The sequence below is a fragment of the Ideonella dechloratans genome, from assembly GCF_021049305.1.
In the GTDB taxonomy this organism is placed as follows: domain Bacteria; phylum Pseudomonadota; class Gammaproteobacteria; order Burkholderiales; family Burkholderiaceae_C; genus Ideonella; species Ideonella dechloratans.
Genome location: NZ_CP088082.1, coordinates 679,198 through 697,130, shown reverse-complemented (window position 1 = coordinate 697,130; position 17,933 = coordinate 679,198). Strand labels below are relative to the sequence as shown.

Here is a 17,933-nt window from a genome sequence, read left to right as displayed (position 1 = left end):
CCTCACGGCCCGCCGTCCTACGACGGGCCGCACAAGCCCTCTCGCACAATCCAGAGCATGAAACGACGTGACCTGATCGTCCGCACGCTGGCGGGCGGCCTGCTGGGCGCCAACCTGGGCCGGCCCACCCTGAGCTGGGCCGCGGACGCGCCCGCCCCCGCTGCGCTGGACTGGCTGCCCGGCGGCCGGCCCGGCGCCTTGGCCCGCCAGGCGGTGGCCCTGCTGGCCGACGCCGCCAGCCAGGGCCTGAACCCGCAGGACTATCAGGCACAGCCACTGGTCCAGGCCGTGGCCCAGGCTGCTCAGGGGCAGCCTCTGCAGGCCGAGGCCGCGGCCCTGCTCTCCCAGCGTCTGAGCACCCAGATCCTTCGCTATCTGCGCGAGCTGCACTGGGGTCGGATCAGCCCCCGGCAGCTGCAGCAGAACTACGACGGCCTGCGAGGCGGCAGCTTCGACGCCGCGGTGGTCCTGCAGCAGGCCTTTGCCACCGGCCGGCTGGCCGAGGCAGCCCAGGCCGCCGCCCCGCGCACCGCCTTGTACGGCGCCCTGAAAGAGACTCTGGCCGCCTACCGCGCCATGGGTGCCCCGGCCGCCTGGCAGCAGCCGCTGCCGCCCCTGCCCGCCAGCCGGCCGAAGGGCCGGCCGCCCAAGCTTGAAGCCGGCCAGGCCTGGCCGGGACTGGACCTGTTGCGCCAGCGCCTGCAGCTGCTGGGCGATCTGGACCCCCAGGCTGCCACGCCCGCCCTTTACCAGAGCCCGCTGGTCGAGGCCGTGCAGACCTTCCAACAGCGCCATGGTCTGAACGACGACGGCGTGATCGGTGCAGGCACCCTGGCCGCACTGAATGTCTCACCGGCCGAGCGGGTGCGACAGATCGAACTCACGATGGAGCGCCTGCGCTGGACCCCGATCGCCCAGGGGCCACGCATGATCGCCATCAACCTCCCGGAGTTCGTGCTGCGCGGCTACGAAGTGCATGGCGACGAGATCACGGTGAAGACCGAGATGAAGGTCATCGTCGGCAAGGCGCTGAACACCCGCACGCCGATCTTCGACGAGGACATGCGCTTCATCGAGTTCAGCCCCTACTGGAACATCCCGCCCAGCATCGCACGCAAGGAGACGGTGCCCAAGCTGCGGAAGGATCCGGGCTACCTGGACCGCGAAGGCATGGAGTTCGTCGCCGGTGACGGCCGGGTGCTGCGCGCGGTCAGCAGCGCCAACCTGGACGCGGTGCTGGCCGGCCAGATGCGCATCCGCCAGCGGCCCGGCCCGGAGAACGCGCTGGGCGACATCAAGTTCGTCTTCCCGAACAACGACAACATCTACCTGCACCACACCCCGGCCACCCAGCTCTTCGAGAAGGAGCGGCGGGATTTCAGCCACGGCTGCATCCGGGTGGAGAAACCCGTCGAACTGGCCAGGTTCGTGCTGCAGGACATGCCGGAGTGGACGGAGGAGCGTATCGTGGCGGCCATGACCAAGGGGGAATCCAGCACGCTGAAGCTGGCCCACCCCATCCCGGTGCTGATCGCCTACGGAACTGCGCTGGTCAAACACGGTCGACCCTATTTCTTCGCCGATCTCTACGGGCAGGACAAGCTGCTCGATGCCGCGCTCAGGGCCCGCAAGGTTTCTTGATCCAGGGCATCACGCGGGGGTCGGCCCAGGTCCATGTTGAAAGCATGAGCAAGACACATCACCCGGATCGCCGCCGCTTCCTCCACCGTTCCGCCGGCTTGGCCGCGGGCGCGGTGCCCGCCCTGGTCGCTCCCCGCCAGGCCCTGGCGAGTCTGGCCCAGCGGCGGGAGCTGGCCTTCTACAACACCCACACCCAGGAACGGGTGGATCTGGTCTACGCCGTCGGCAACCAGTTCCTGCCCGATTCGCTGGACACGTTGAACCACTTCCTGCGCGACCACTACAGCGGCGAAGTGGGCGTGATGGATCCAAATCTCTTCGACCTGCTGCACCAGGTGCGCAGCCGCCTGGGCAGCACGGGCGAGTTCGAGGTCATCTCCGGCTACCGCTGCCCGACGACCAATGCCACGCTCAAGAGCACCCGGGGCGGCGGCGTGGCCACGCACAGCCTGCACATGGTCGGCCAAGCCATCGACGTGCGGCTGCCGGGCGTGCCCCTGACCGCCCTGCGCGATGCGGCGCTGTCCCTGCAGGGCGGCGGCGTGGGCTTCTACCCGCGAGAACAGTTCGTCCACATCGACACCGGCCGCGTGCGGCGCTGGTGACGCTCTTGGGCCCCTGCTCAGCGGGCGATGCTCAACTCGTCGGCCAGCGGGGCATGGCCGGCGTCGCGGGCGATCTGCGCGGCCGTGAGGCCGCGGTCATCCCGCAGGTCCACCCGAGCGCCACGGGCCAGCAACAGGTGCACCACCTCCGCATGGCCTTCGCCCGCGGCCCACATCAAGGCCGTCAGACCATGCGCATAGGTTGCGTCGATGGCGACGCCGTGCTCCAACAGGGCGGCCAGCACCTCGGCATGACCCTGGCCCGCCGCGTAGACGGCGGCGGTGCGGTGCATCCGGTCCACTGGCTCAGTGCGTGCGCCAGCTTCCAGCAGCAGGCGAACCAGCGCCACGTTCCCGCCATAGCAGGCGGCCATCAGCGGGGTGACCTCCTCGACCGAGGCCAGGTTCACATCGGCCCCCGCGGAAAGGAGACGCCGGGCCAAGTCATCGCGCCCCCGCTCCGCAGCCAGCAGCAACGCGGTCTTGCCCAGGGGATTGCGCGCATTGGGTGAGGCCCCTGACGCCAACGCACGCTCGACGCCGGTCATGTCACCCTGACGGGTCGCCACCAGCAGCTGAGCATGGACGCTCGGATTGGAGGTGGGCTGGGCCTGTGCCAAGGGCAGCGCGGCCAGGCCGATGAGCCACGCCGCCAGCACACGGTAGAGGACACGGTATGGCGTCATCACAGCGACCTCCGCATGCTGCTGTGCAGCGTGAAAGACCCGTTCCCATTTGTGAAATTTGAGACTATTCTGCGCCCCGAGGTCAAGCGCGCGACCCGACTGTTCGGGCCCCTGTGCAGCAGGTGTCCACCGTCTTTGCCGAGCCCTCCACGCCGCCTCAGCCCCCGAAGAAGAGAGTGGGCGCGCCAGGCCCTCGTGGCCCGGCGCACCGGCAGCAAAGAGGAGACAACATGTCATCACGCATGATGCGGCCTGCGCTCGCAGGTCTGTTGCTTGGCGCCGTTCTGTGGACTGCTCCCGGGGCCGCCCGGGCCCAGGCCGAGATCCAGGGGGCCGCCGCCCCCACGGGCAACCCGGTGCCCAGATCGGTCTCGGTCACTCAAGGCCAGCTGGACGCGGCCGACCGGGACGGCACGAACTTCCTCCACTCGAACATGAGCTATGCGCAGACCCGGTACTACCCGGCCGCGCAGATCAACGCAGGCAATGTCGCCAAGCTGAAGCCGGTGTTCACCTTCCAGACCGAGGTGCTGGAATCGATGGAGACCGCCCCCATCGTGGTCGACGGCATCATGTACATCACCACCTCGTACAACCATGTCTACGCCCTGGACGCGGCCACGGGCCAGGAGTTCTGGCACTACAAGCACAAGATGGGGCCGGTGACGACCTTCTGCTGCGGCCCGAACAACCGCGGCGTGGCCGTGTTGGGGGATCGCCTTTTCATGGGCACCCTGGACGCCAAGCTCATCTCGCTGGACGCCAAGACGGGCAAGGTGCTGTGGATGTCGCAGATCGCCGATCCGGAGCTGGGCTACAGCGAGACCATGGCGCCGGTGGCCGTCGATGGCAAGGTGCTCATCGGCACCAACGGGGGCGAATACGGCATCCGCGGTTTCGTGAAGGCCTTTGACGCCAACACCGGCGCGCTGCTCTGGACCTTCTACACCGTTCCCGAGAAAGGGCACGAAGGGGTTTGGGCGGTCAACGACGCCACCGGCCGCAACATGCTGCGCGACATCGCTGCCGAGAAGGCGCAGCTGGCCAAGCAGGGAGGCGACTTCTACAAGACGCTGGGTGGTGGCGTGTGGATGGCGCCTGCGGTGGACCGTGACACGCACACGGTGTTCTTCGTGGTGGGCAACCCCAGCCCCGATCTGTACGGCGCCGAACGGCCGGGGGACAATCTCTACACCGACTCGATGGTGGCGATCGACCTGAACACCGGCGCCTACAAGTGGCACTACCAGTACGTGGCCCATGACGTGTGGGACCTGGACGCGGTGTCACCGGTCATCCTGACGGAGGCCAGGGACAAGAGCGGCCAGATGCGCAAGGTGGCCATCCACGGCGGCAAGACGGGCCATGTCTACGTGCATGACCGGGCCACCGGCGAGCTGATCCGCTTCAGCGAGGCCATGGTGCCCCAGGAGGCGATGTGGTCGCTGCCCACCAAGACGGGCGCGCGCATGCTGCCGGGCGCCAACGGCGGCGTGGAATGGAGCCCGATGGCCTTCAGCCCCAAGACCCGCCTGGTTTACGCGGCCAACCTGCACCAGCCCATGACCTACCACGTGGAGGAGGCCCAGTACCCTGGAGGCAAGCTGTGGCTGGGCGGAGCCTTCAAGGTGATCCCCGGCGAGAAACAGTGGGGGCGTCTGGCCGCCGTCAACATCGACACCGGCAAGCTGGCCTGGAAGGTGGACACCGAACAGCCCTTGATCGGCGGGGTGCTGGCCACCGCCGGCGGACTGGTGTTCAACGGCGAGGGCAATGGCTACTTCCGCGCCTTCGACGCCAGCACCGGCAAGAAGCTCTGGGAATACCAGGCGGGAGCCGGTGTGAACGCCCCGGCCGTGTCCTACATGGTCCACGGCAAGCAGTACGTGGCCGTGGCCGCCGGTGGCAACACGCAGCTGGACTTCAAGCGCGGCAACTCGGTGGTGGTGTTCGCCCTGCCATGAGGGCGCGCACCATCGCCACCGCCGCCCTGGCGGGCGCGGCGCTGGTCGGCGTGCTGTCGCAGGCACAGATCGACCCGGCGTCTGCGCCCGCGCCCTCGCGCATGGCGCCCACCAACCCGGTGCTGCCCGCCGGGGCGCCGGCCGGGGCCGAGGTCTGCGTGGCCTGCCATGCGCACGCGGGCCAGTCGGACAAGCCGCAGTACCCGATCCTGGCGGGCCAGACGCCGCGCTACATCTACCTGCAGCTGCGCGACTTCCAGGAGGGGCGCCGCCACGACCCCCTGATGTCGCCCATCGCGGCCACACTCACGCGGGACCAGATGCGCGAACTGGCCGCCTGGTACGGCGCGCAGAAGCCCTACGAGCAGTCCACCTTCCAGGTGGACGCGGAGAAGGCCCGGCTGGGCAAGGCCAAGGCCGACGAGACGCTGTGCACCATGTGCCACCTCGGCGGCTTTGCCGGTCAGAACGAGATTCCCCGCGTGGCCGGCCAGCACTATGCCTACATCGTCAAGCAGCTGACCGCGTTCAAGACCCGTCAGAGAACCAACGATGCCGGCAACATGACCGCGGTGTCGGCCACGCTGTCGGACGCCGACATCGAGAACATCGCGCACTACCTTGCAGGGCTGTAGGGGCGGCCCACGGGCCCGAAACGAGCGCAGCTGGCCTTCCCCTAAAATGCCAGATCCCCACGCCGGCGAAGCCGGCGCTGCCCCTGGCCGCCCGCCTCATCTGCGCCCCGTGACCTCGAAGTACCCGGATTCCGTATTGCCCCGCATCCGCGCCCAGGTGCAGGAGACCCTCACCTGCCAGGCGGAAACGGTGCAGCTCGCGCTCGAGATGCATTTCGCGCAGCGGCTGGGTGCCTTGCGCGGGCTGCTGGCCTGCTGCCTGGGCGAGGGCCAGGCAGCCCTGGACGTGGGCGTGGCCCTGGACCTGGTGCATGTGAGCCTGCAACGCCTGCATGTGCGGCTGGAGGACGGCACCGGCGTGCCCGCGATGATGGGCACCGGCGCCTGCGTGCTGGCCGGCGATTACCTCACCAGCGCCGCTTTCAAGGTGCTGATCCGCTGCCGTGATCTGCCGGTGCTGGACCGCGTGGCCCGCACCATCACCCACACCTGCGAACAGGACAACCGCGCGCTCGAAAGCGATCCGCGCGGACGCAGCCGCCTGCGCCGCCGGGCCGCCCTGGACCTGGCCCTGGCGGGCGTGGCGGCCGAAGCCGGCGCCATCCTCTCGGGCCACCCCGAACTGGCCCGGCCGGCCCGCCGGCTGGGCCTGCGCCTGCAGGCCGTGCACGCCCTGACCGCGCTGGTCGAACACAGCGAGGCCGCCGAAGCCGAGGGCTACCGCGCCCGCGTCCGACGGGCCTTGGGCGGCGCGCGCCGAGCAGCAGGCCAGCTCGAGGGTCGGTTGAACCCCGCGCTGGGCCTGGCCGGCCGCGCGGGGGATCTGGTGAACTTCGTGGAGCAGGCGCTGCGCCAGCCCAAGCCGGCGCTGAGCTGAGCCGTCGGGTCGCGGCCGCTCAGCGGCAGAGCCGGGCCAGCGCGGCGTCCAGCGGACGCCAGACCTCGCCCAGGCGATCGGCATCCACCCCCGGCTGTTCCGCCGCCTTCTGCAGCTGCCAGGCCAACTGGGCCGCCTCCGGCTCACCCAGCAGACCCAGCACCGTGCGCAGGCTGTGGCCCAGGTGGCGCAGGGCGGGAGCATCGCCGCCGAGGTAGGCCCGCGTGCCCGCCGCACGGTCGGCCGGAAACTGGGCCAGCGCCCCCGCGCGGAAGGCTTGATAGAGCGCCTGATCGCCGCCGAAATGGCTGTCGATGGCCGCGGCCGCCCCCTGTGGCCAGGCCGGGGTGGACGCCGGTGACGGCACCGGCGGCGGCGCCTCTTCGGCCAGCGCGGCCTCGACACAATCGATCAGGGCCTTCACCGACGCCGGCTTGGGCACCAGCCGCCACACCCCCAGCGCCGCCCAGGCCGCCGGCATGTGAGCCCCCCCCTTCGCCACTGAACACCGCCAGCCGCGCGCTCCCCCGCAGCGCCGGATCCGCCGCCAGCCGCTCCAGCAGACGCAGGCCGGAGTCCCCAACCAGATGCAGATCGGTCAGCACCAGGCTCACCGGTCCCTCGCGCAGCACGGACAGGGCCTGGTCGACCGTGGCACAGGCGTGCAGGGCCACCGGAAGATCCTCCAGGGCCAGGGTGACGAACTGCCGGATGGCGGCATCATCCTCCACCAGCAGCACGCGGGGCTCGTTCACGCCGGGGCCCCCACCGCCGCGGCCTGGGCCACCAGCAGCGGTGGCAAGGCGGTCACCAGCGCGGTCTTGTGCACGACCGGCAAGCCCTCCAGCGCCAGGGCGTAGGGCGTGAGCTCCTCGGGCGTCAGCGAGGTGATGACCAGCAGGCGCATGGCGCTGAACATGGGTTGCGAGCGCAGGGAAGAAATGAGGGCCGCGCCGTCGATGCCCGGCAGCAGCAGATCGACGATCAGCAGATCGGGCTGCCACTGTCCCACCTGGGCCAGGCCGACGATGCCGTCGCTGGCCACCTGGAAGTCGGCCTCCGGCAGGACCCGGCGCAGCAGCAGGCCCACCAGGTTCTGGTAGTGGACCGAATCCTCGATGAGCAGGGCGCGCAGCCGCCGCGCGGGGACGGCGGGCTCTGCGGCCTCCGCGCTGGGCGTGGCCAGCCCCTGCTGGCGGGCCTGCCAGGCCGTCACCGAGGCCGGATCGATCCGGCGGTGGCCGCCCGGCGTCTTCCAAGCCCGCAACTCGCCCCGATCCACCATCAGCTGGACCGAGCGCACTGCCAGGCCCAGCAGACGCGCCACCTCCTGGGTGGTGTAGGCCCCGGAGGGCGGGAGATCGTCTGGGTGGGTCATCCGTGGAAAAGTACCGTCTTGCGCAATTGCATCTATTCTATCAATCTCAAATCTGCAAATTCTGCAAATATGATAAACACATCTGCTCGTTGAACCGTTTTCCCGCTTTCGGACTCCTGCCATGAAAAAAGTGCTTGTCGTGGAAGACCACGCCGACATCCGCCGCCTGATCCGCATGACGCTGGAGTTCGAGGCCTGCGAAGTCTTCGAGGCCAACAACGGGGCCCATGGGCTGGCCCAGGCGCAGGAACTGCATCCGGACGTCATGCTGCTGGACGTGATGATGCCGGGCGAGCTCGACGGCCTGGAGGTCTGCCGACGTGTCAAGGCGGATCCGTCCCTGGCCCACACCCGGGTGGCCATCCTGTCGGCCCGCGGCACCGCCACGGATGTGGAGCGCGGCCAGCAGGCCGGCGCCGATGCCTACCTGGTCAAGCCCTTCAGCCCGCTGCAGCTGATCAAGGTCATCGAAGAGCTCAGCCCGTCCAGCGCCCAGCCATGAACGCCCCGCTGCGCAACCTGCCCCTGCCCGGGGACGCCAACCGCTTCGACTCGGCCTCGGCCGCACAGATGGAGCAGTTGGTCATGGACCTGCGGCAGATGTACCGCGAGCGCAATGCCGCGCTCGAGGAGGTGGCCGCTGCCCACCACGAGGCCCTGCTGCGCCTGGCCCTGGCCGCCGACTACCGCGACACGGACACCGGCAACCACATCGTCCGCATCGGCTACCTGTCCGAGGCGCTGGCCCTGCTGCTGGGTCTGAGCAGCGAGGCCGCGGCCATGCTGCGCAAGGCCGCGCCGATGCACGACATCGGCAAGATCGGCGTGCCCGATTCGGTGCTGAAGAAGCCCGGGCCGCTGGACCCCGAAGAACGCCGGCAGATGAACGAGCACGCCGCCATCGGTGCGCACATCCTGGGGCGATCGCGCATTCCCCTGTTCCAGATGGCGGCCGAGGTGGCCCAGACCCACCATGAGCGATGGGACGGGCGCGGCTACCCGGCTGGTCTGTCGGGGGAGAGCATTCCGATCACCGGCCGCATCGTCGCGGTGGCCGACTACTTCGACGCGCTGACGATGGACCGGGTGTACCGCCCAGCCTTCCGCGTGGAAGAGGCGCTGAGCATGCTGGCCGGCGAGCGGGGTCGCAGCTTCGACCCGCGGGTGGTGGACATGTTCATCGCTCATGCCCCGGCCCTGGTGGCCCTGCGCGACCGCATCAACCAGCATGGCGGCGAGGTGGAGATCCTGGCGGGCGCTGCGCTGCTCAATGTGCGCAAGTTCCTGGCGGAGTTCGGTACCCTGCCCGAAGCCATGGTCGCGGCCGCCCGCTGGGAAGGCGGGGCCGTCCCATGAACGCCCTGCTCTTCGGTGTTCCGGCGGCGGCGGCCCTGCTGAGCCTGGGCATTCTGGGCGCGGGTCTGTACGGCCTGCGGCGCAGCCGCGCCCGCTGCCAGCGCCTGCACGGCGAACTCGAGCGTGCCCAGGCCGAGGTGCGCACGCGTGAGCGCGAACTGCATGTGCTGCTGCACAGCGTGCAGGAGCTGATCTTCCGCACCGACGCCGAGGGCCGCGTGATCTACCTGAACGACCGCTGGCTGAGCGTGGTGGGCGAGCCGGCCCGCCGGGCCCTGGGCCGCCCCCTGCTGAACCTGGTGCCGCCCGCCTGCCGGGGCGACTTCGCCCCGCTGCTGGATGCCCGCATGGGCGCGGCCCGTCGCAAGGGACGCTTCCGGGTGCAGGGCCAGGATGGCACCGTGCGCCACTTCGATGTGTCGGTGGTGCCCTGGTACGCGGGCGCGCAGATCGCCGGCTACTCCGGCTCGGCCGCCGACGTGACCGAGCGCGTGGAGATCGAGCAGCGGCTGAGCGCCCAGCGCGACTTCAGCGCCCTGCTGCTGGAGATCAGCCCCCTGCCCATCTCGCTGGTGGATGAACAGGACCGCTACATCACCGTCAACCAGGCCTGGGAGTCCTTCCGCGGCCTGCACCGCGACGAGGTGATCGGGCGCAGCACGGCCAGCCTGCTCGGCCCGGCGCAACTGCCGCTGCACGAGGAGCAGCGCCAGAAGATGCTGCGCACGGGCCAGCGCATCCGCTATGAAGCACGCATCCCGGATGCGCAGGGTGCCGAGCGCGACGTGGTCATCACCCGCGTCCTGGTGCCCGCCGGTGACGGCCATCCCGCCGGCATCCTCACCGCCCTGACCGACGTCACCGAATTCCGCGATGCCGAGCGGCACATCCGCGAGGCCCGTGATCTGGCCGAGGAGGCCTCGCGCGCCAAGTCGGAGTTCGTCGCCAACATCAGCCACGAACTGCGCACGCCGCTGCAGTCCATCCTCGGCTTCTCGGAACTGGGCACGCTGCGCGCGCAGGAGCATCCCCGGCTGGCCGCGATGTTCTCCGATGTGCACGCCGCCGGCCAGCGCATGCTCGCCCTGGTCAACGACCTGCTGGACGTCTCCAAGATCGAATGCTCGGTCGGCACCTTCCACCTGGAACGCATGGACATCCGCCGCCCGGTGCGGGCGGTGGCGGCCGAGCTCGCCCCCCTGCTGGGTGCCAAGCGCCTGCAGCTGGATCTGCAGCTGGGCGAGTTCCCGCTGTCGGCCAAGGTGGATCCGCTGCGGCTGCAGCAGGTGGTGCGCAACGTGCTGGCCAATGCCATCAAGTTCTCGCCGGAGCGGGGCAGCCTGGAGGTGGGCGGCGAGCTCACCGTGGAGGGTGACATCCTGCTCTGGGTGAGAGATCACGGCCCCGGCATCCCCGAAGCCGAGCTGGAGACCATCTTCGAGGCCTTCGTGCAATCGAGCCAGACCAAGGACGGCTCGGGCGGCACAGGCCTGGGGCTGGCCATCAGCCGCAAGATCATGCAAGCCCATGGCGGCGCCATCACGGCGCGCAACATGCCCGACGGCGGCAGCCAGTTCGAGCTGCGCCTGCCCAGCCGGGGCTTTTCCGACACCCTGCCCGGCGACCTGGCCCTGCAGGAAGCATCACCGGCCGTCCTGGTCTGAACCTACTTCTGCCCCCGAGCACCATGCCCCATCGCCAACCCCCATCCAGCCGCGTTCGGCTGAGCGTGCTGGCCAGCGCCTTCGCGGCCCTGCTGCTGGTCATCGTCTGGTTGTCCGTGTTCGCCGTGCTGGCGTCCAAGCGCAACGATGCGATCGAAGCCGAGCGGCGCCAGAACGTCAACGTCGCCAACGTGCTGGGTGAGCAGACCCTGCGCGTGATCGCCACGCTGGACCAGGCCTGTCGCCGGGTGGCCGACGCGGTCGCCGAGCAACCCGACGAGGTGCCCGACCTGATCCGCTTTGCCAACGAGACCGGCATGGCGCCGCGCATCCTGGCCCAGCTCTCGCTGGTCGGCGCCGATGGCCGCTTCGTCGGCAGCAACCTGGATCCGGACGGCAGCAAGAGCAAGCATGTGGACCTCTCTACCCGCGAGCATGTGCGGGTCCACCTGGATCCCGCGACCCTGCCCAAGGACACGCCGCAGCTCATCAGCGACGGCCTGTTCATCGGCAAGCCGGTGCTGGGCAAGGTCTCCGGCAAATGGACCATCCAGCTCTCGCGCAAGATCAGCGACGCCCAGGGGCGCACCCTGGGGGTGGTGGTGGCCTCGCTCGACCCCAGCTACTTCGAGGACGTCTACCGGGGCGTGGATGTCGGCCCCCAGGGGGTGGTGGCCCTGATCGGCGCCGACCTGAACCTGCGCGCCCGGGTGGTGGGCGGCCAGAGCAAGGGCATGGGCACCCAGCTGGCCCACAGCGCGCTGCTGGAGCATCTGGCCGAGCCCGCCGGCAGCTACCTGGCACCCAGCAACGTCGACGGACTCACCCGGCTGACCGCCTTCCGTCGCGTGGCCGCCTATCCGCTGGACGTGACGGTCGGCACATCGATGGAAGACGCTCTGGCGGCCTGGAACAACACCCGCACGGTGATGCTGACCCTGACGGCCGTGCTCAGCGGTGTGGTGCTGGTGGCCACGGTGAGCTTCGTCATGGGCCTGCGCCGCCTGGAGCGCACCAACGACGCCCTGCGGGTGAGCGAGGCCCAGGCCCAGGCGGCCAGCCGGGCCAAGAGCGACTTCCTGGCGGCGATCTCGCATGAGCTGCGCACCCCGCTGACCAGCATCCGCGGCTTCGCGGAGTTGATGGAGCTGCGTCTGGAGCAGCCCAAGTTCCGCGAGCAGGCAGGGTTGATCCGCAAGGGCGCGGAGCATCTCAACGACCTGCTGACGGAGATCCTGGACTTCACCAAGCTCGAGGCCGGTGCCATGCCCCTCAACGCCGAGCCGGTGGCCCTGCGGCCGCTGATCGACGGCACGGCCAACTTCTTCGCGATTGCCGCGGCGGCCAAGGGCCTGAACCTGACGGCCCGGGTGGCCGAGGACGTGCCCGAGCAGCTCAGCTGCGATGGCCTGCGGCTCAAGCAGATCCTGAACAACCTCTTGTCCAACGCCGTGAAGTTCACGCCGGAGGGCCAGATCCAGCTGCTGGTGGAACGCGACGTGGACAGCGTTCTCTTCCAAGTGCAGGACACGGGACCGGGTATCCCGCCTGAAATGCAGGAGGCGGTGTTCGAGCGCTTCCGCCAGGGCAATGCACGGGTGAGCTACGAGCACGGCGGCACCGGACTGGGCCTGGCCCTGGCCCGCGGTCTGGCCGAGCTGATGGAAGGTGAGCTGACGCTGGTCTCCCGCCCGGGCGAAGGCGCCTGCTTCACCCTGCGCCTGCCGCTGCGCCAGGGCTGAAGCCCTCCCACCCAAGCAAAAGGGGCTGCCATCGGCAGCCCCTTTTGCTGTGCGGGTGAGCACCATCAGGCGCTCACCGCCATCACTTCTTCTTGGCAGCGGCCTTCTTGGCAGGCGCCTTGGCGGCGGCCTTGACAGCCTTCTTCGCCGGTGCGGCCTCGGCCTTCTTGGCAGCCTTCTTCGCGGCGGCGCGCGGATCCACCACGGCCTTGAAGGCGGCGGCCGGCGTGAAGCGGGCGGTCTTCATGGCGCCGATCTTGATGGCTTCGCCGGTGGCGGGGTTGCGGCCCTTGCGCGCGGCGCGCTGGGCTTGCTTGAAGGTGCCGAAGCCGGCGATCGTGAAGCTCTCGCCCTTCTTGACCGAGGTCATCACGGTCTGGGTCAGGGTCTCCAGCATGCGGGCTGCGGCCGCCTTGCTCACCTCGGCCTTGGTGGCCAGCAGTTCAATCAGTTCGCTCTTCTTCATCGATGTCTCTCTTCGCCGGCGACATGCCGGCGCGCCGTGATTGTCGCGCGCTTCTGACCTGCTGCAGAAGGCCCGCTGCGCTCAGCGGTGCGTGACCCATTCACGTCCGGCCTGACGCAGATGCTCGTGGGCGTTGAACACCGTCAGCCGCGGCCCCCGGCGGCCCACATGCAGCTGGGTCACGCCGGTGTTCACCAAGACCGCATTGAGTGCCAGTGCCACCGGCGTCTGCAGGCCCAGCAGGGCCTGCGCGATGACGGCGATCGGCCCCCCGGACGTGAACACCAGCGCATCCTGGTGGGCGGGCAGTTCCGCGCACAGGCGGTCCAGCGCCTGGCGACAGCGCTGCTGGAAGGCCGGCCAGGTCTCCGGATAGTCGCCGTCGTGCGCCCCGTCCACCCAGCGCGCCATGGCGGCCTCGAAGATTTCCTGGAAGCGCTGGCGCGGCGCGGCCGCTGCCGCAATGTCCTGCTGCAGCAGGGCCATGTCGGCGTAACGGGGCCAGGCCGCCCGCAACAGCGCCAGGTGATCGAACTCGTTCCACTCGGGCCGCACGTCGGGATCGGCGATCACCCCGCCACCGGCCAGGCAGTGGATGGCAGTGGCCCGGTGGCGGCTCAGGCTGCCGCAGATCACCCGCGCATCGCACACACCCGCGCCCTTGAGCGACTGGCCCAGGCGGCGAGCCTGGGCCACGCCGCGGTCGCTCAGGCGGTCGTAGTCCTCGGCGCCGAAGCTGGCCTGGCCATGGCGCACCAGATAGATCGTTCCCACCTCAGCGCCCCGCCCTCATCGCCCGACGGCAACGCCAATGCAGGTAGTGCACGAAGATCCAGAAGTTCTTGAAGGCCGGGTTGCGCGTCTGCCGGTGGTGGTAGCGGTAGTAGATCTGCTGGGCGATGGCCGAGAGGCGGAACAGGCCGTAGACCTCGTAGAAGGCCCAGTCCTCCGGCACGAAGCCGGTCTTGGCCACGTAGTAGTCCACCACCTCGCGCCGGCTGAGCATGCCCGGCAGGTGGGTGGGCTGGCGGCGTGTGGCCTGGGCCAGGAAGTCGTCGTCGGCCTGCACCCAGTAGGCCAGCAGGTTGCCCAGGTCCATCAGCGGGTCGCCCAACGTGGCCAACTCCCAGTCCAGGACACCCAGGATGCGGGTGGGGTCCTGCGCGTCCAGCACCAGGTTGTCGAAGCGGAAGTCGTTGTGGGTGATGCAGATGCGTTCGGTGCGCGGCAGGTGCGCCATCAGCCAGTCCATGATGCGCTCGCCACCCGGCACGTTCCAGGTGCGCGCATCCCGGTAGCGGCGGCTCCAGCCCTCGATCTGCCGACGGGCGTAGCCCTGCCCGGCCCCCAGATGGGCCAGGCCGGCCGCCTGGTGGTCCACCTGGTGCAGGGCGATGAGCGTGTCCAGCACCTTCAGGCACAGGGTCCGCACCTGCTCCGGGGTCTGGGACCAGCCCCGCGGCGGATTGCGCCGCAGGATGATGCCGCTGACACGGTCCATCACGTAGAACTCGGCGCCGATGACCGCCGGGTCCTCGCAGTGCGCGCGCATCGTCGGCACGAAGGGAAAGACCGGCTTCAGGGCGGCCTGCAGGCGGTATTCGCGGCCCATGTCATGGGCCGACTTGGCCTTGGTGCCCGCGGGCGGCCGGCGCAGGATCAGGTCCTCGTTGGCGTAGGCCACGCGGTAGGTCCAGTTCGAGGCGCCACCGCTGTACTGGGTGACCTCGGGCTGACCTTGCAAATCCGGCAGGTGCTGCCGCAGCCAGGCGTCCAGTGCGGGGATGTCCAGTTCCTCGCCGGGCCGCACGGCGCCGGCGGTGTCGATGATCGGCGTGCTCATGCAGACCTCGCCGGACGCTGCATGCGCAGCTGGAGCTGGGCCATGCGGCGACGCAGCGTGGCCAGATACCAGCGGTGGGGCAGCCAGCGCTTGAGGCGCCAGGCGGTTCGGCCCTCGGGGTGGGTCAGGATGTGAGCCTGCCCCTGGTTCAGACCCCGGTGGATGCGCCGCGCCACCTCCTCGGCGCTCACCCGCGAACGCTCCACCAGGCGCTGGGTGGTGCGCTCGGCGTCCGGCGTGGCCGCGCGCATGTGGCGCGCCAGGTCGCTGCGGAAGAAGGCCGGACAGGCCACCGCCACCTGGATGCCGTCGCGTTCGAGCTCGAGCTGCAGCGTTTCCGAGAGCGCCACCACGGCCGCCTTGGTGGCGTTGTAGGCGGCGGCTTCGGGCAGATGGATCATGCCGGCCATCGAGGCGATGTTCAGGAAGGTGCCGCCCCCCTGCCGACGGAACAGCGGCGTGAAGACCTTGCAGCCGCGCACCACGCCCAGCAGGTTGATGTCGACGATCCACTGCCAGTCGGCCAGGCTGACGTCGGCGATGCCGCCCATCTGCGCCACGCCGGCGTTGTTGACGACCACGTCCACCCCGCCCCAGGCCTGCTGCAGCCAGTCGGCCGCGGTCTGCAGATCAGACTCGCGCGTGACGTCGCAGTGCAGAAAGTGCACCGGCCAACCATGGCCGGCCAGGGCTTCGACGGCCTGGGCGCCCTGCGCATCGTCCACATCGCCGATGCACACCGACGCACCCTCTTTCGCAAAGCATTCGGCCAGCGCCCGGCCCAGGCCCGAGGCCCCGCCGGTGATGAAGACGCGGCGGCTCATGCGGCCTCCTGCCGATGCTGGAAGCGCCGCAGCTCCTGACGCGCGACCATCGCGCAATGCACCTCGTCGGGTCCATCGGCCAGGCGCAGGGCCCGGGCCATCAGGTGAAGACCGGACAGGGGCACATCGTCGGACAGGCCGCAGCCGCCGTGGATCTGGATGGCCTGGTCCACCACCGACTGCAGCACATTGGGCGCCACCACCTTGATGGCCGAGATCTCGGTCATGGCGTGGCGCACGCCCGCGGTGTCGATCTTCCAGGCCGCGTACAGCGTGAGCAGCCGGGCCTGGTCGATGGCCATGCGCGCATGGGCCAGTTTCTCCAGGTTGCCGCCCAGCTTCAGCAGGGGCTTGCCGAAGGCGGTGCGCGACAGGCCGCGCGCCACCATCAGCTCCAGCGCGTACTCGGCCGCGCCGATGGCGCGCATGCAGTGGTGGATGCGCCCCGGGCCCAGACGTCCCTGAGCGATCTCGAAGCCCCGGCCGTGGCCGAGGATCAGGTTCGCCTTGGGCACGCGCACGTCGTCGAACTGCACTTCGCCGTGGCCGTACGGGGGGTCGTATTGCCCCGCGGCCGGCAGCATGCGCAGGATCTTCACCCCCGGCGTGTCCAGGGGCACCAGCACCATGCTGTGGCGGTGGTGGGCGTCGGGCGCCTGTTCGTCGGACAGGCCCATGAAGATGGCCACCTGGGCGCGCGGATGACCCAGGCCGGTGGACCACCATTTGCGGCCATTGAGCACCAGGGCATCGCCCTCCTCCCGCACCGTGGCCTGCATGTTGGTGGCGTCCGACGAGGCCACCCCCGGCTCGGTCATGCAGAACACCGAGCGGATCTCGCCGCGCAGCAGCGGCGCCAGCCAGCGGGCTTTCTGGTCCGGGCTGCCGTAGTGGTACAGCACCTCCATGTTGCCGGTGTCGGGGGCGTTGCAGTTGAAGACCTCGGCGGCAAACTCGCAGCGGCCCATGGCCTCGGCCAGCGGGGCGTACTCGACCGTCTTGAGCCCGGCGCCCAGTTGCGGATCGGGCAGGAAGAGGTTCCAGAGCCCGGCGGCACGTGCCTTCTCTTTCAGGTCGTCGACCAGGGGCACGGTCTGCCAGCGGGTCCAGTCGCTGCCGCCGTTCAGGCGGTGGTTGGCCTCGCGGTAGGCGGCCTCGGCCGGCAGCACATGCTCGGCCATGAAGGCCTGCAGGCGCTCGAGCATCTCTCGGCCCCGGGGGCTGGGCGCAAAGTCCATCGCTGTCTCCTCATGGTTCGTCGGGCCTGTGGCCCTGTGGGGGACGATGGTAGAAGGGCCCGATACTGTGAATGAAGTGATTTGTTTTAAGCATCCGACATGAAAGATGTTCATCGTCCTCGCGAGTCCATGGATCTGAACCTGCTGCGGGTGTTCGAGATGGTCTACCGCGAACAGCATCTGACCCGATCGGCCGAGGCCCTGGCCCTGACACCTTCCGCGGTGAGTCACGCCTTGCGCCGCCTGCGCGAGCAATTGGGTGATCCGCTGTTCGTGCGGGACGGCAAGCTGATGCGCCCCACGCCGGCCTGCCTGCGTCAGGCGCCGGCACTCATCACCCAGCTGGCCCAGCTGCGCCAGATGCTCCAGCGCTGGGGACATTTCGAGCCGTCCCAGTCTCGGCAGCGCTTTCGCATCGGCATGCCCGATGCGGTCGAGCTGATGCTGTTGCCGGCGCTGCACCATGCCGTATCCGCCTTGGCGCCGCTTTGCTCCATTGTGAGCGCACACTTCGATCGCGCTGGCCTGGGACGTCAGCTGGCGGCCGGTCAGCTCGATCTGGCCATCGACGTGGCCCAGCCGATGGTGGAGCCGGTGCGGCACGGGCACTTGCTGAGCGACGCCTTCTGCCTGCTCGCCCGCGCGGGGCATCCGCTGGGCGGCCCCCCTGCCCTGCCCGACTATCTGGCCGCGCGCCACGTGGCCGTGTCCTCCCGCGCCACCGGCGTGGTGATGGAGGATGCCACTCTGGCCCAGATGGGCTTGCAGCGCGAGGTAGCCGTGCGCTGCCAGAACTACACCAGCGCGTTCCGCGTGCTCAGCGGTTCGGATCTGCTGCTGACGGTGCCAGCCCGGCTGGCCGATGCCGTCGCTCCGCCGGGTCTGCAGCGCTGGCCCCTGCCCTTCGAGCTGCCGGCCGTGCAGTTGCACGTGTACTGGCACGCCCACAACGAAGGCGACCCGGCCAACGACTGGCTGCGGGCCCGGGTGCTGTCGCTGGCGGGCTGAGCCGGC

At 69.7% G+C, this 17,933-nt stretch carries 18 protein-coding genes and 1 pseudogene; 10 read left to right on the top strand and 9 right to left on the bottom strand.

Translation table 11 applies throughout. From position 1 onward, the window contains the following. Positions 1–57: 57 nt before the first annotated feature. Positions 58–1,641: a L,D-transpeptidase family protein gene (locus tag LRM40_RS21315; protein ID WP_151122382.1), complete on the top strand. Its 1,584-nt coding sequence runs from the start codon at positions 58–60 to the stop codon at positions 1,639–1,641. Between the two features lie 44 nt (positions 1,642–1,685). After that, a complete protein-coding gene (gene mepK / locus LRM40_RS21310; RefSeq protein WP_151122383.1) occupies positions 1,686–2,246 on the top strand; it encodes a peptidoglycan L,D-endopeptidase MepK in 561 nt (186 codons plus the stop codon). 17 nt (positions 2,247–2,263) lie between these two features. Here mepK and LRM40_RS21305 read toward each other — a convergent pair whose 3' ends face one another. Next, positions 2,264–2,932 (bottom strand): ankyrin repeat domain-containing protein, encoded by a 669-nt coding sequence (locus tag LRM40_RS21305; protein WP_151122384.1) that lies wholly within the window; start codon positions 2,930–2,932, stop codon positions 2,264–2,266. A gap of 230 nt (positions 2,933–3,162) precedes the next feature. Between LRM40_RS21305 and LRM40_RS21300 the strand changes: the two genes are divergently transcribed. The 3 genes from LRM40_RS21300 (at position 3,163) to LRM40_RS21290 (ending at position 6,408) form a co-directional block, all read left to right on the top strand. After that, on the top strand, positions 3,163–4,896 hold the full coding sequence (locus LRM40_RS21300) for a pyrroloquinoline quinone-dependent dehydrogenase (protein WP_151122385.1): 1,734 nt from the start codon (positions 3,163–3,165) through the stop codon (positions 4,894–4,896). Beyond that, positions 4,893–5,531 carry a c-type cytochrome gene (locus tag LRM40_RS21295; RefSeq protein WP_510592280.1) on the top strand — a complete coding sequence of 213 codons (639 nt, stop codon included), beginning with the start codon at positions 4,893–4,895 and terminating at the stop codon, positions 5,529–5,531. Before LRM40_RS21300 ends, LRM40_RS21295 begins: the two co-directional genes overlap by 4 nt. A gap of 136 nt (positions 5,532–5,667) precedes the next feature. After that, positions 5,668–6,408, top strand: a complete 741-nt coding sequence (locus LRM40_RS21290; RefSeq protein WP_151122386.1) for a polyprenyl synthetase family protein — start codon at positions 5,668–5,670, stop codon at positions 6,406–6,408. Positions 6,409–6,427: 19 nt separating this feature from the next. On the opposite strand, the gene LRM40_RS21285 is transcribed toward LRM40_RS21290, so the two are convergent. From LRM40_RS21285 to LRM40_RS21280, 3 genes and pseudogenes are all read right to left on the bottom strand, one after another. Then, positions 6,428–6,889, bottom strand: a complete 462-nt coding sequence (locus LRM40_RS21285; RefSeq protein WP_231067889.1) for a hypothetical protein — start codon at positions 6,887–6,889, stop codon at positions 6,428–6,430. 115 nt (positions 6,890–7,004) lie between these two features. Beyond that, positions 7,005–7,139 (bottom strand): annotated as a pseudogene (locus LRM40_RS21610) (response regulator); the annotation flags it as partial. A gap of 20 nt (positions 7,140–7,159) precedes the next feature. Next, entirely contained in the window at positions 7,160–7,786 is a 627-nt protein-coding gene (locus LRM40_RS21280; protein ID WP_151122388.1) for a helix-turn-helix domain-containing protein, read from the bottom strand. A gap of 121 nt (positions 7,787–7,907) precedes the next feature. Between LRM40_RS21280 and LRM40_RS21275 the strand changes: the two genes are divergently transcribed. Genes LRM40_RS21275 through LRM40_RS21260 form a run of 4 tightly spaced genes read left to right on the top strand, consistent with a single transcriptional unit; the run spans position 7,908 to position 12,548 of the window. Then, a complete protein-coding gene (locus LRM40_RS21275) occupies positions 7,908–8,288 on the top strand; it encodes a response regulator transcription factor (protein ID WP_151122389.1) in 381 nt (126 codons plus the stop codon). Further along, positions 8,285–9,142 (top strand): HD-GYP domain-containing protein, encoded by an 858-nt coding sequence (locus tag LRM40_RS21270; RefSeq protein WP_231067888.1) that lies wholly within the window; start codon positions 8,285–8,287, stop codon positions 9,140–9,142. The genes LRM40_RS21275 and LRM40_RS21270 overlap by 4 nt, the downstream gene beginning before the upstream one ends. Continuing rightward, complete coding sequence (locus LRM40_RS21265) at positions 9,139–10,806, top strand: sensor histidine kinase (protein ID WP_151122390.1); 1,668 nt, start codon at positions 9,139–9,141, stop codon at positions 10,804–10,806. Before LRM40_RS21270 ends, LRM40_RS21265 begins: the two co-directional genes overlap by 4 nt. A gap of 23 nt (positions 10,807–10,829) precedes the next feature. Next, a complete protein-coding gene (locus LRM40_RS21260) occupies positions 10,830–12,548 on the top strand; it encodes a cache domain-containing sensor histidine kinase (RefSeq protein WP_151122391.1) in 1,719 nt (572 codons plus the stop codon). Positions 12,549–12,630: 82 nt separating this feature from the next. Here the strand turns inward: LRM40_RS21260 and LRM40_RS21255 are convergent, their stop codons facing one another. The 5 genes from LRM40_RS21255 to LRM40_RS21235 all read right to left on the bottom strand — a co-directional run bounded on the left by LRM40_RS21255 (position 12,631) and on the right by LRM40_RS21235 (position 16,919). Further along, entirely contained in the window at positions 12,631–13,014 is a 384-nt protein-coding gene (locus LRM40_RS21255) for an HU family DNA-binding protein (protein WP_151122392.1), read from the bottom strand. 81 nt (positions 13,015–13,095) lie between these two features. Next, on the bottom strand, positions 13,096–13,788 hold the full coding sequence (locus tag LRM40_RS21250) for a histidine phosphatase family protein (RefSeq protein ID WP_151122393.1): 693 nt from the start codon (positions 13,786–13,788) through the stop codon (positions 13,096–13,098). 1 nt (position 13,789) lies between these two features. Beyond that, positions 13,790–14,857, bottom strand: coding sequence for a phosphotransferase family protein (locus LRM40_RS21245; RefSeq protein ID WP_151122394.1), 1,068 nt, complete (start codon positions 14,855–14,857; stop codon positions 13,790–13,792). After that, positions 14,854–15,681: an SDR family oxidoreductase gene (locus tag LRM40_RS21240; RefSeq protein ID WP_151122395.1), complete on the bottom strand. Its 828-nt coding sequence runs from the start codon at positions 15,679–15,681 to the stop codon at positions 14,854–14,856. The genes LRM40_RS21245 and LRM40_RS21240 overlap by 4 nt, the downstream gene beginning before the upstream one ends. After that, positions 15,678–16,919: an acyl-CoA dehydrogenase family protein gene (locus tag LRM40_RS21235; RefSeq protein ID WP_151122396.1), complete on the bottom strand. Its 1,242-nt coding sequence runs from the start codon at positions 16,917–16,919 to the stop codon at positions 15,678–15,680. The genes LRM40_RS21240 and LRM40_RS21235 overlap by 4 nt, the downstream gene beginning before the upstream one ends. Positions 16,920–17,018: 99 nt before the next feature. Here LRM40_RS21235 and LRM40_RS21230 point away from each other — a divergent pair, with 99 nt between their 5' ends. After that, positions 17,019–17,927: a LysR family transcriptional regulator gene (locus LRM40_RS21230; protein ID WP_151122397.1), complete on the top strand. Its 909-nt coding sequence runs from the start codon at positions 17,019–17,021 to the stop codon at positions 17,925–17,927. Positions 17,928–17,933 lie beyond the last annotated feature (6 nt).

Bases quoted from the DNA above. Each gene is read 5' to 3' on its own strand.
- LRM40_RS21315 (WP_151122382.1), top strand. From the start codon at position 58: ATGAAACGACGTGACCTGATCGTCCGCACGCTGGCGGGCGGCCTGCTG.
- mepK (WP_151122383.1), top strand. From the start codon at position 1,686: ATGAGCAAGACACATCACCCGGATCGCCGCCGCTTCCTCCACCGTTCC.
- LRM40_RS21305 (WP_151122384.1), bottom strand. From the start codon at position 2,932: ATGACGCCATACCGTGTCCTCTACCGTGTGCTGGCGGCGTGGCTCATC.
- LRM40_RS21300 (WP_151122385.1), top strand. From the start codon at position 3,163: ATGTCATCACGCATGATGCGGCCTGCGCTCGCAGGTCTGTTGCTTGGC.
- LRM40_RS21295 (WP_510592280.1), top strand. From the start codon at position 4,893: ATGAGGGCGCGCACCATCGCCACCGCCGCCCTGGCGGGCGCGGCGCTG.
- LRM40_RS21285 (WP_231067889.1), bottom strand. From the start codon at position 6,889: ATGCCGGCGGCCTGGGCGGCGCTGGGGGTGTGGCGGCTGGTGCCCAAG.
- LRM40_RS21280 (WP_151122388.1), bottom strand. From the start codon at position 7,786: ATGACCCACCCAGACGATCTCCCGCCCTCCGGGGCCTACACCACCCAG.
- LRM40_RS21275 (WP_151122389.1), top strand. From the start codon at position 7,908: ATGAAAAAAGTGCTTGTCGTGGAAGACCACGCCGACATCCGCCGCCTG.
- LRM40_RS21270 (WP_231067888.1), top strand. From the start codon at position 8,285: ATGAACGCCCCGCTGCGCAACCTGCCCCTGCCCGGGGACGCCAACCGC.
- LRM40_RS21265 (WP_151122390.1), top strand. From the start codon at position 9,139: ATGAACGCCCTGCTCTTCGGTGTTCCGGCGGCGGCGGCCCTGCTGAGC.
- LRM40_RS21260 (WP_151122391.1), top strand. From the start codon at position 10,830: ATGCCCCATCGCCAACCCCCATCCAGCCGCGTTCGGCTGAGCGTGCTG.
- LRM40_RS21255 (WP_151122392.1), bottom strand. From the start codon at position 13,014: ATGAAGAAGAGCGAACTGATTGAACTGCTGGCCACCAAGGCCGAGGTG.
- LRM40_RS21245 (WP_151122394.1), bottom strand. From the start codon at position 14,857: ATGAGCACGCCGATCATCGACACCGCCGGCGCCGTGCGGCCCGGCGAG.
- LRM40_RS21240 (WP_151122395.1), bottom strand. From the start codon at position 15,681: ATGAGCCGCCGCGTCTTCATCACCGGCGGGGCCTCGGGCCTGGGCCGG.
- LRM40_RS21235 (WP_151122396.1), bottom strand. From the start codon at position 16,919: ATGGACTTTGCGCCCAGCCCCCGGGGCCGAGAGATGCTCGAGCGCCTG.
- LRM40_RS21230 (WP_151122397.1), top strand. From the start codon at position 17,019: ATGAAAGATGTTCATCGTCCTCGCGAGTCCATGGATCTGAACCTGCTG.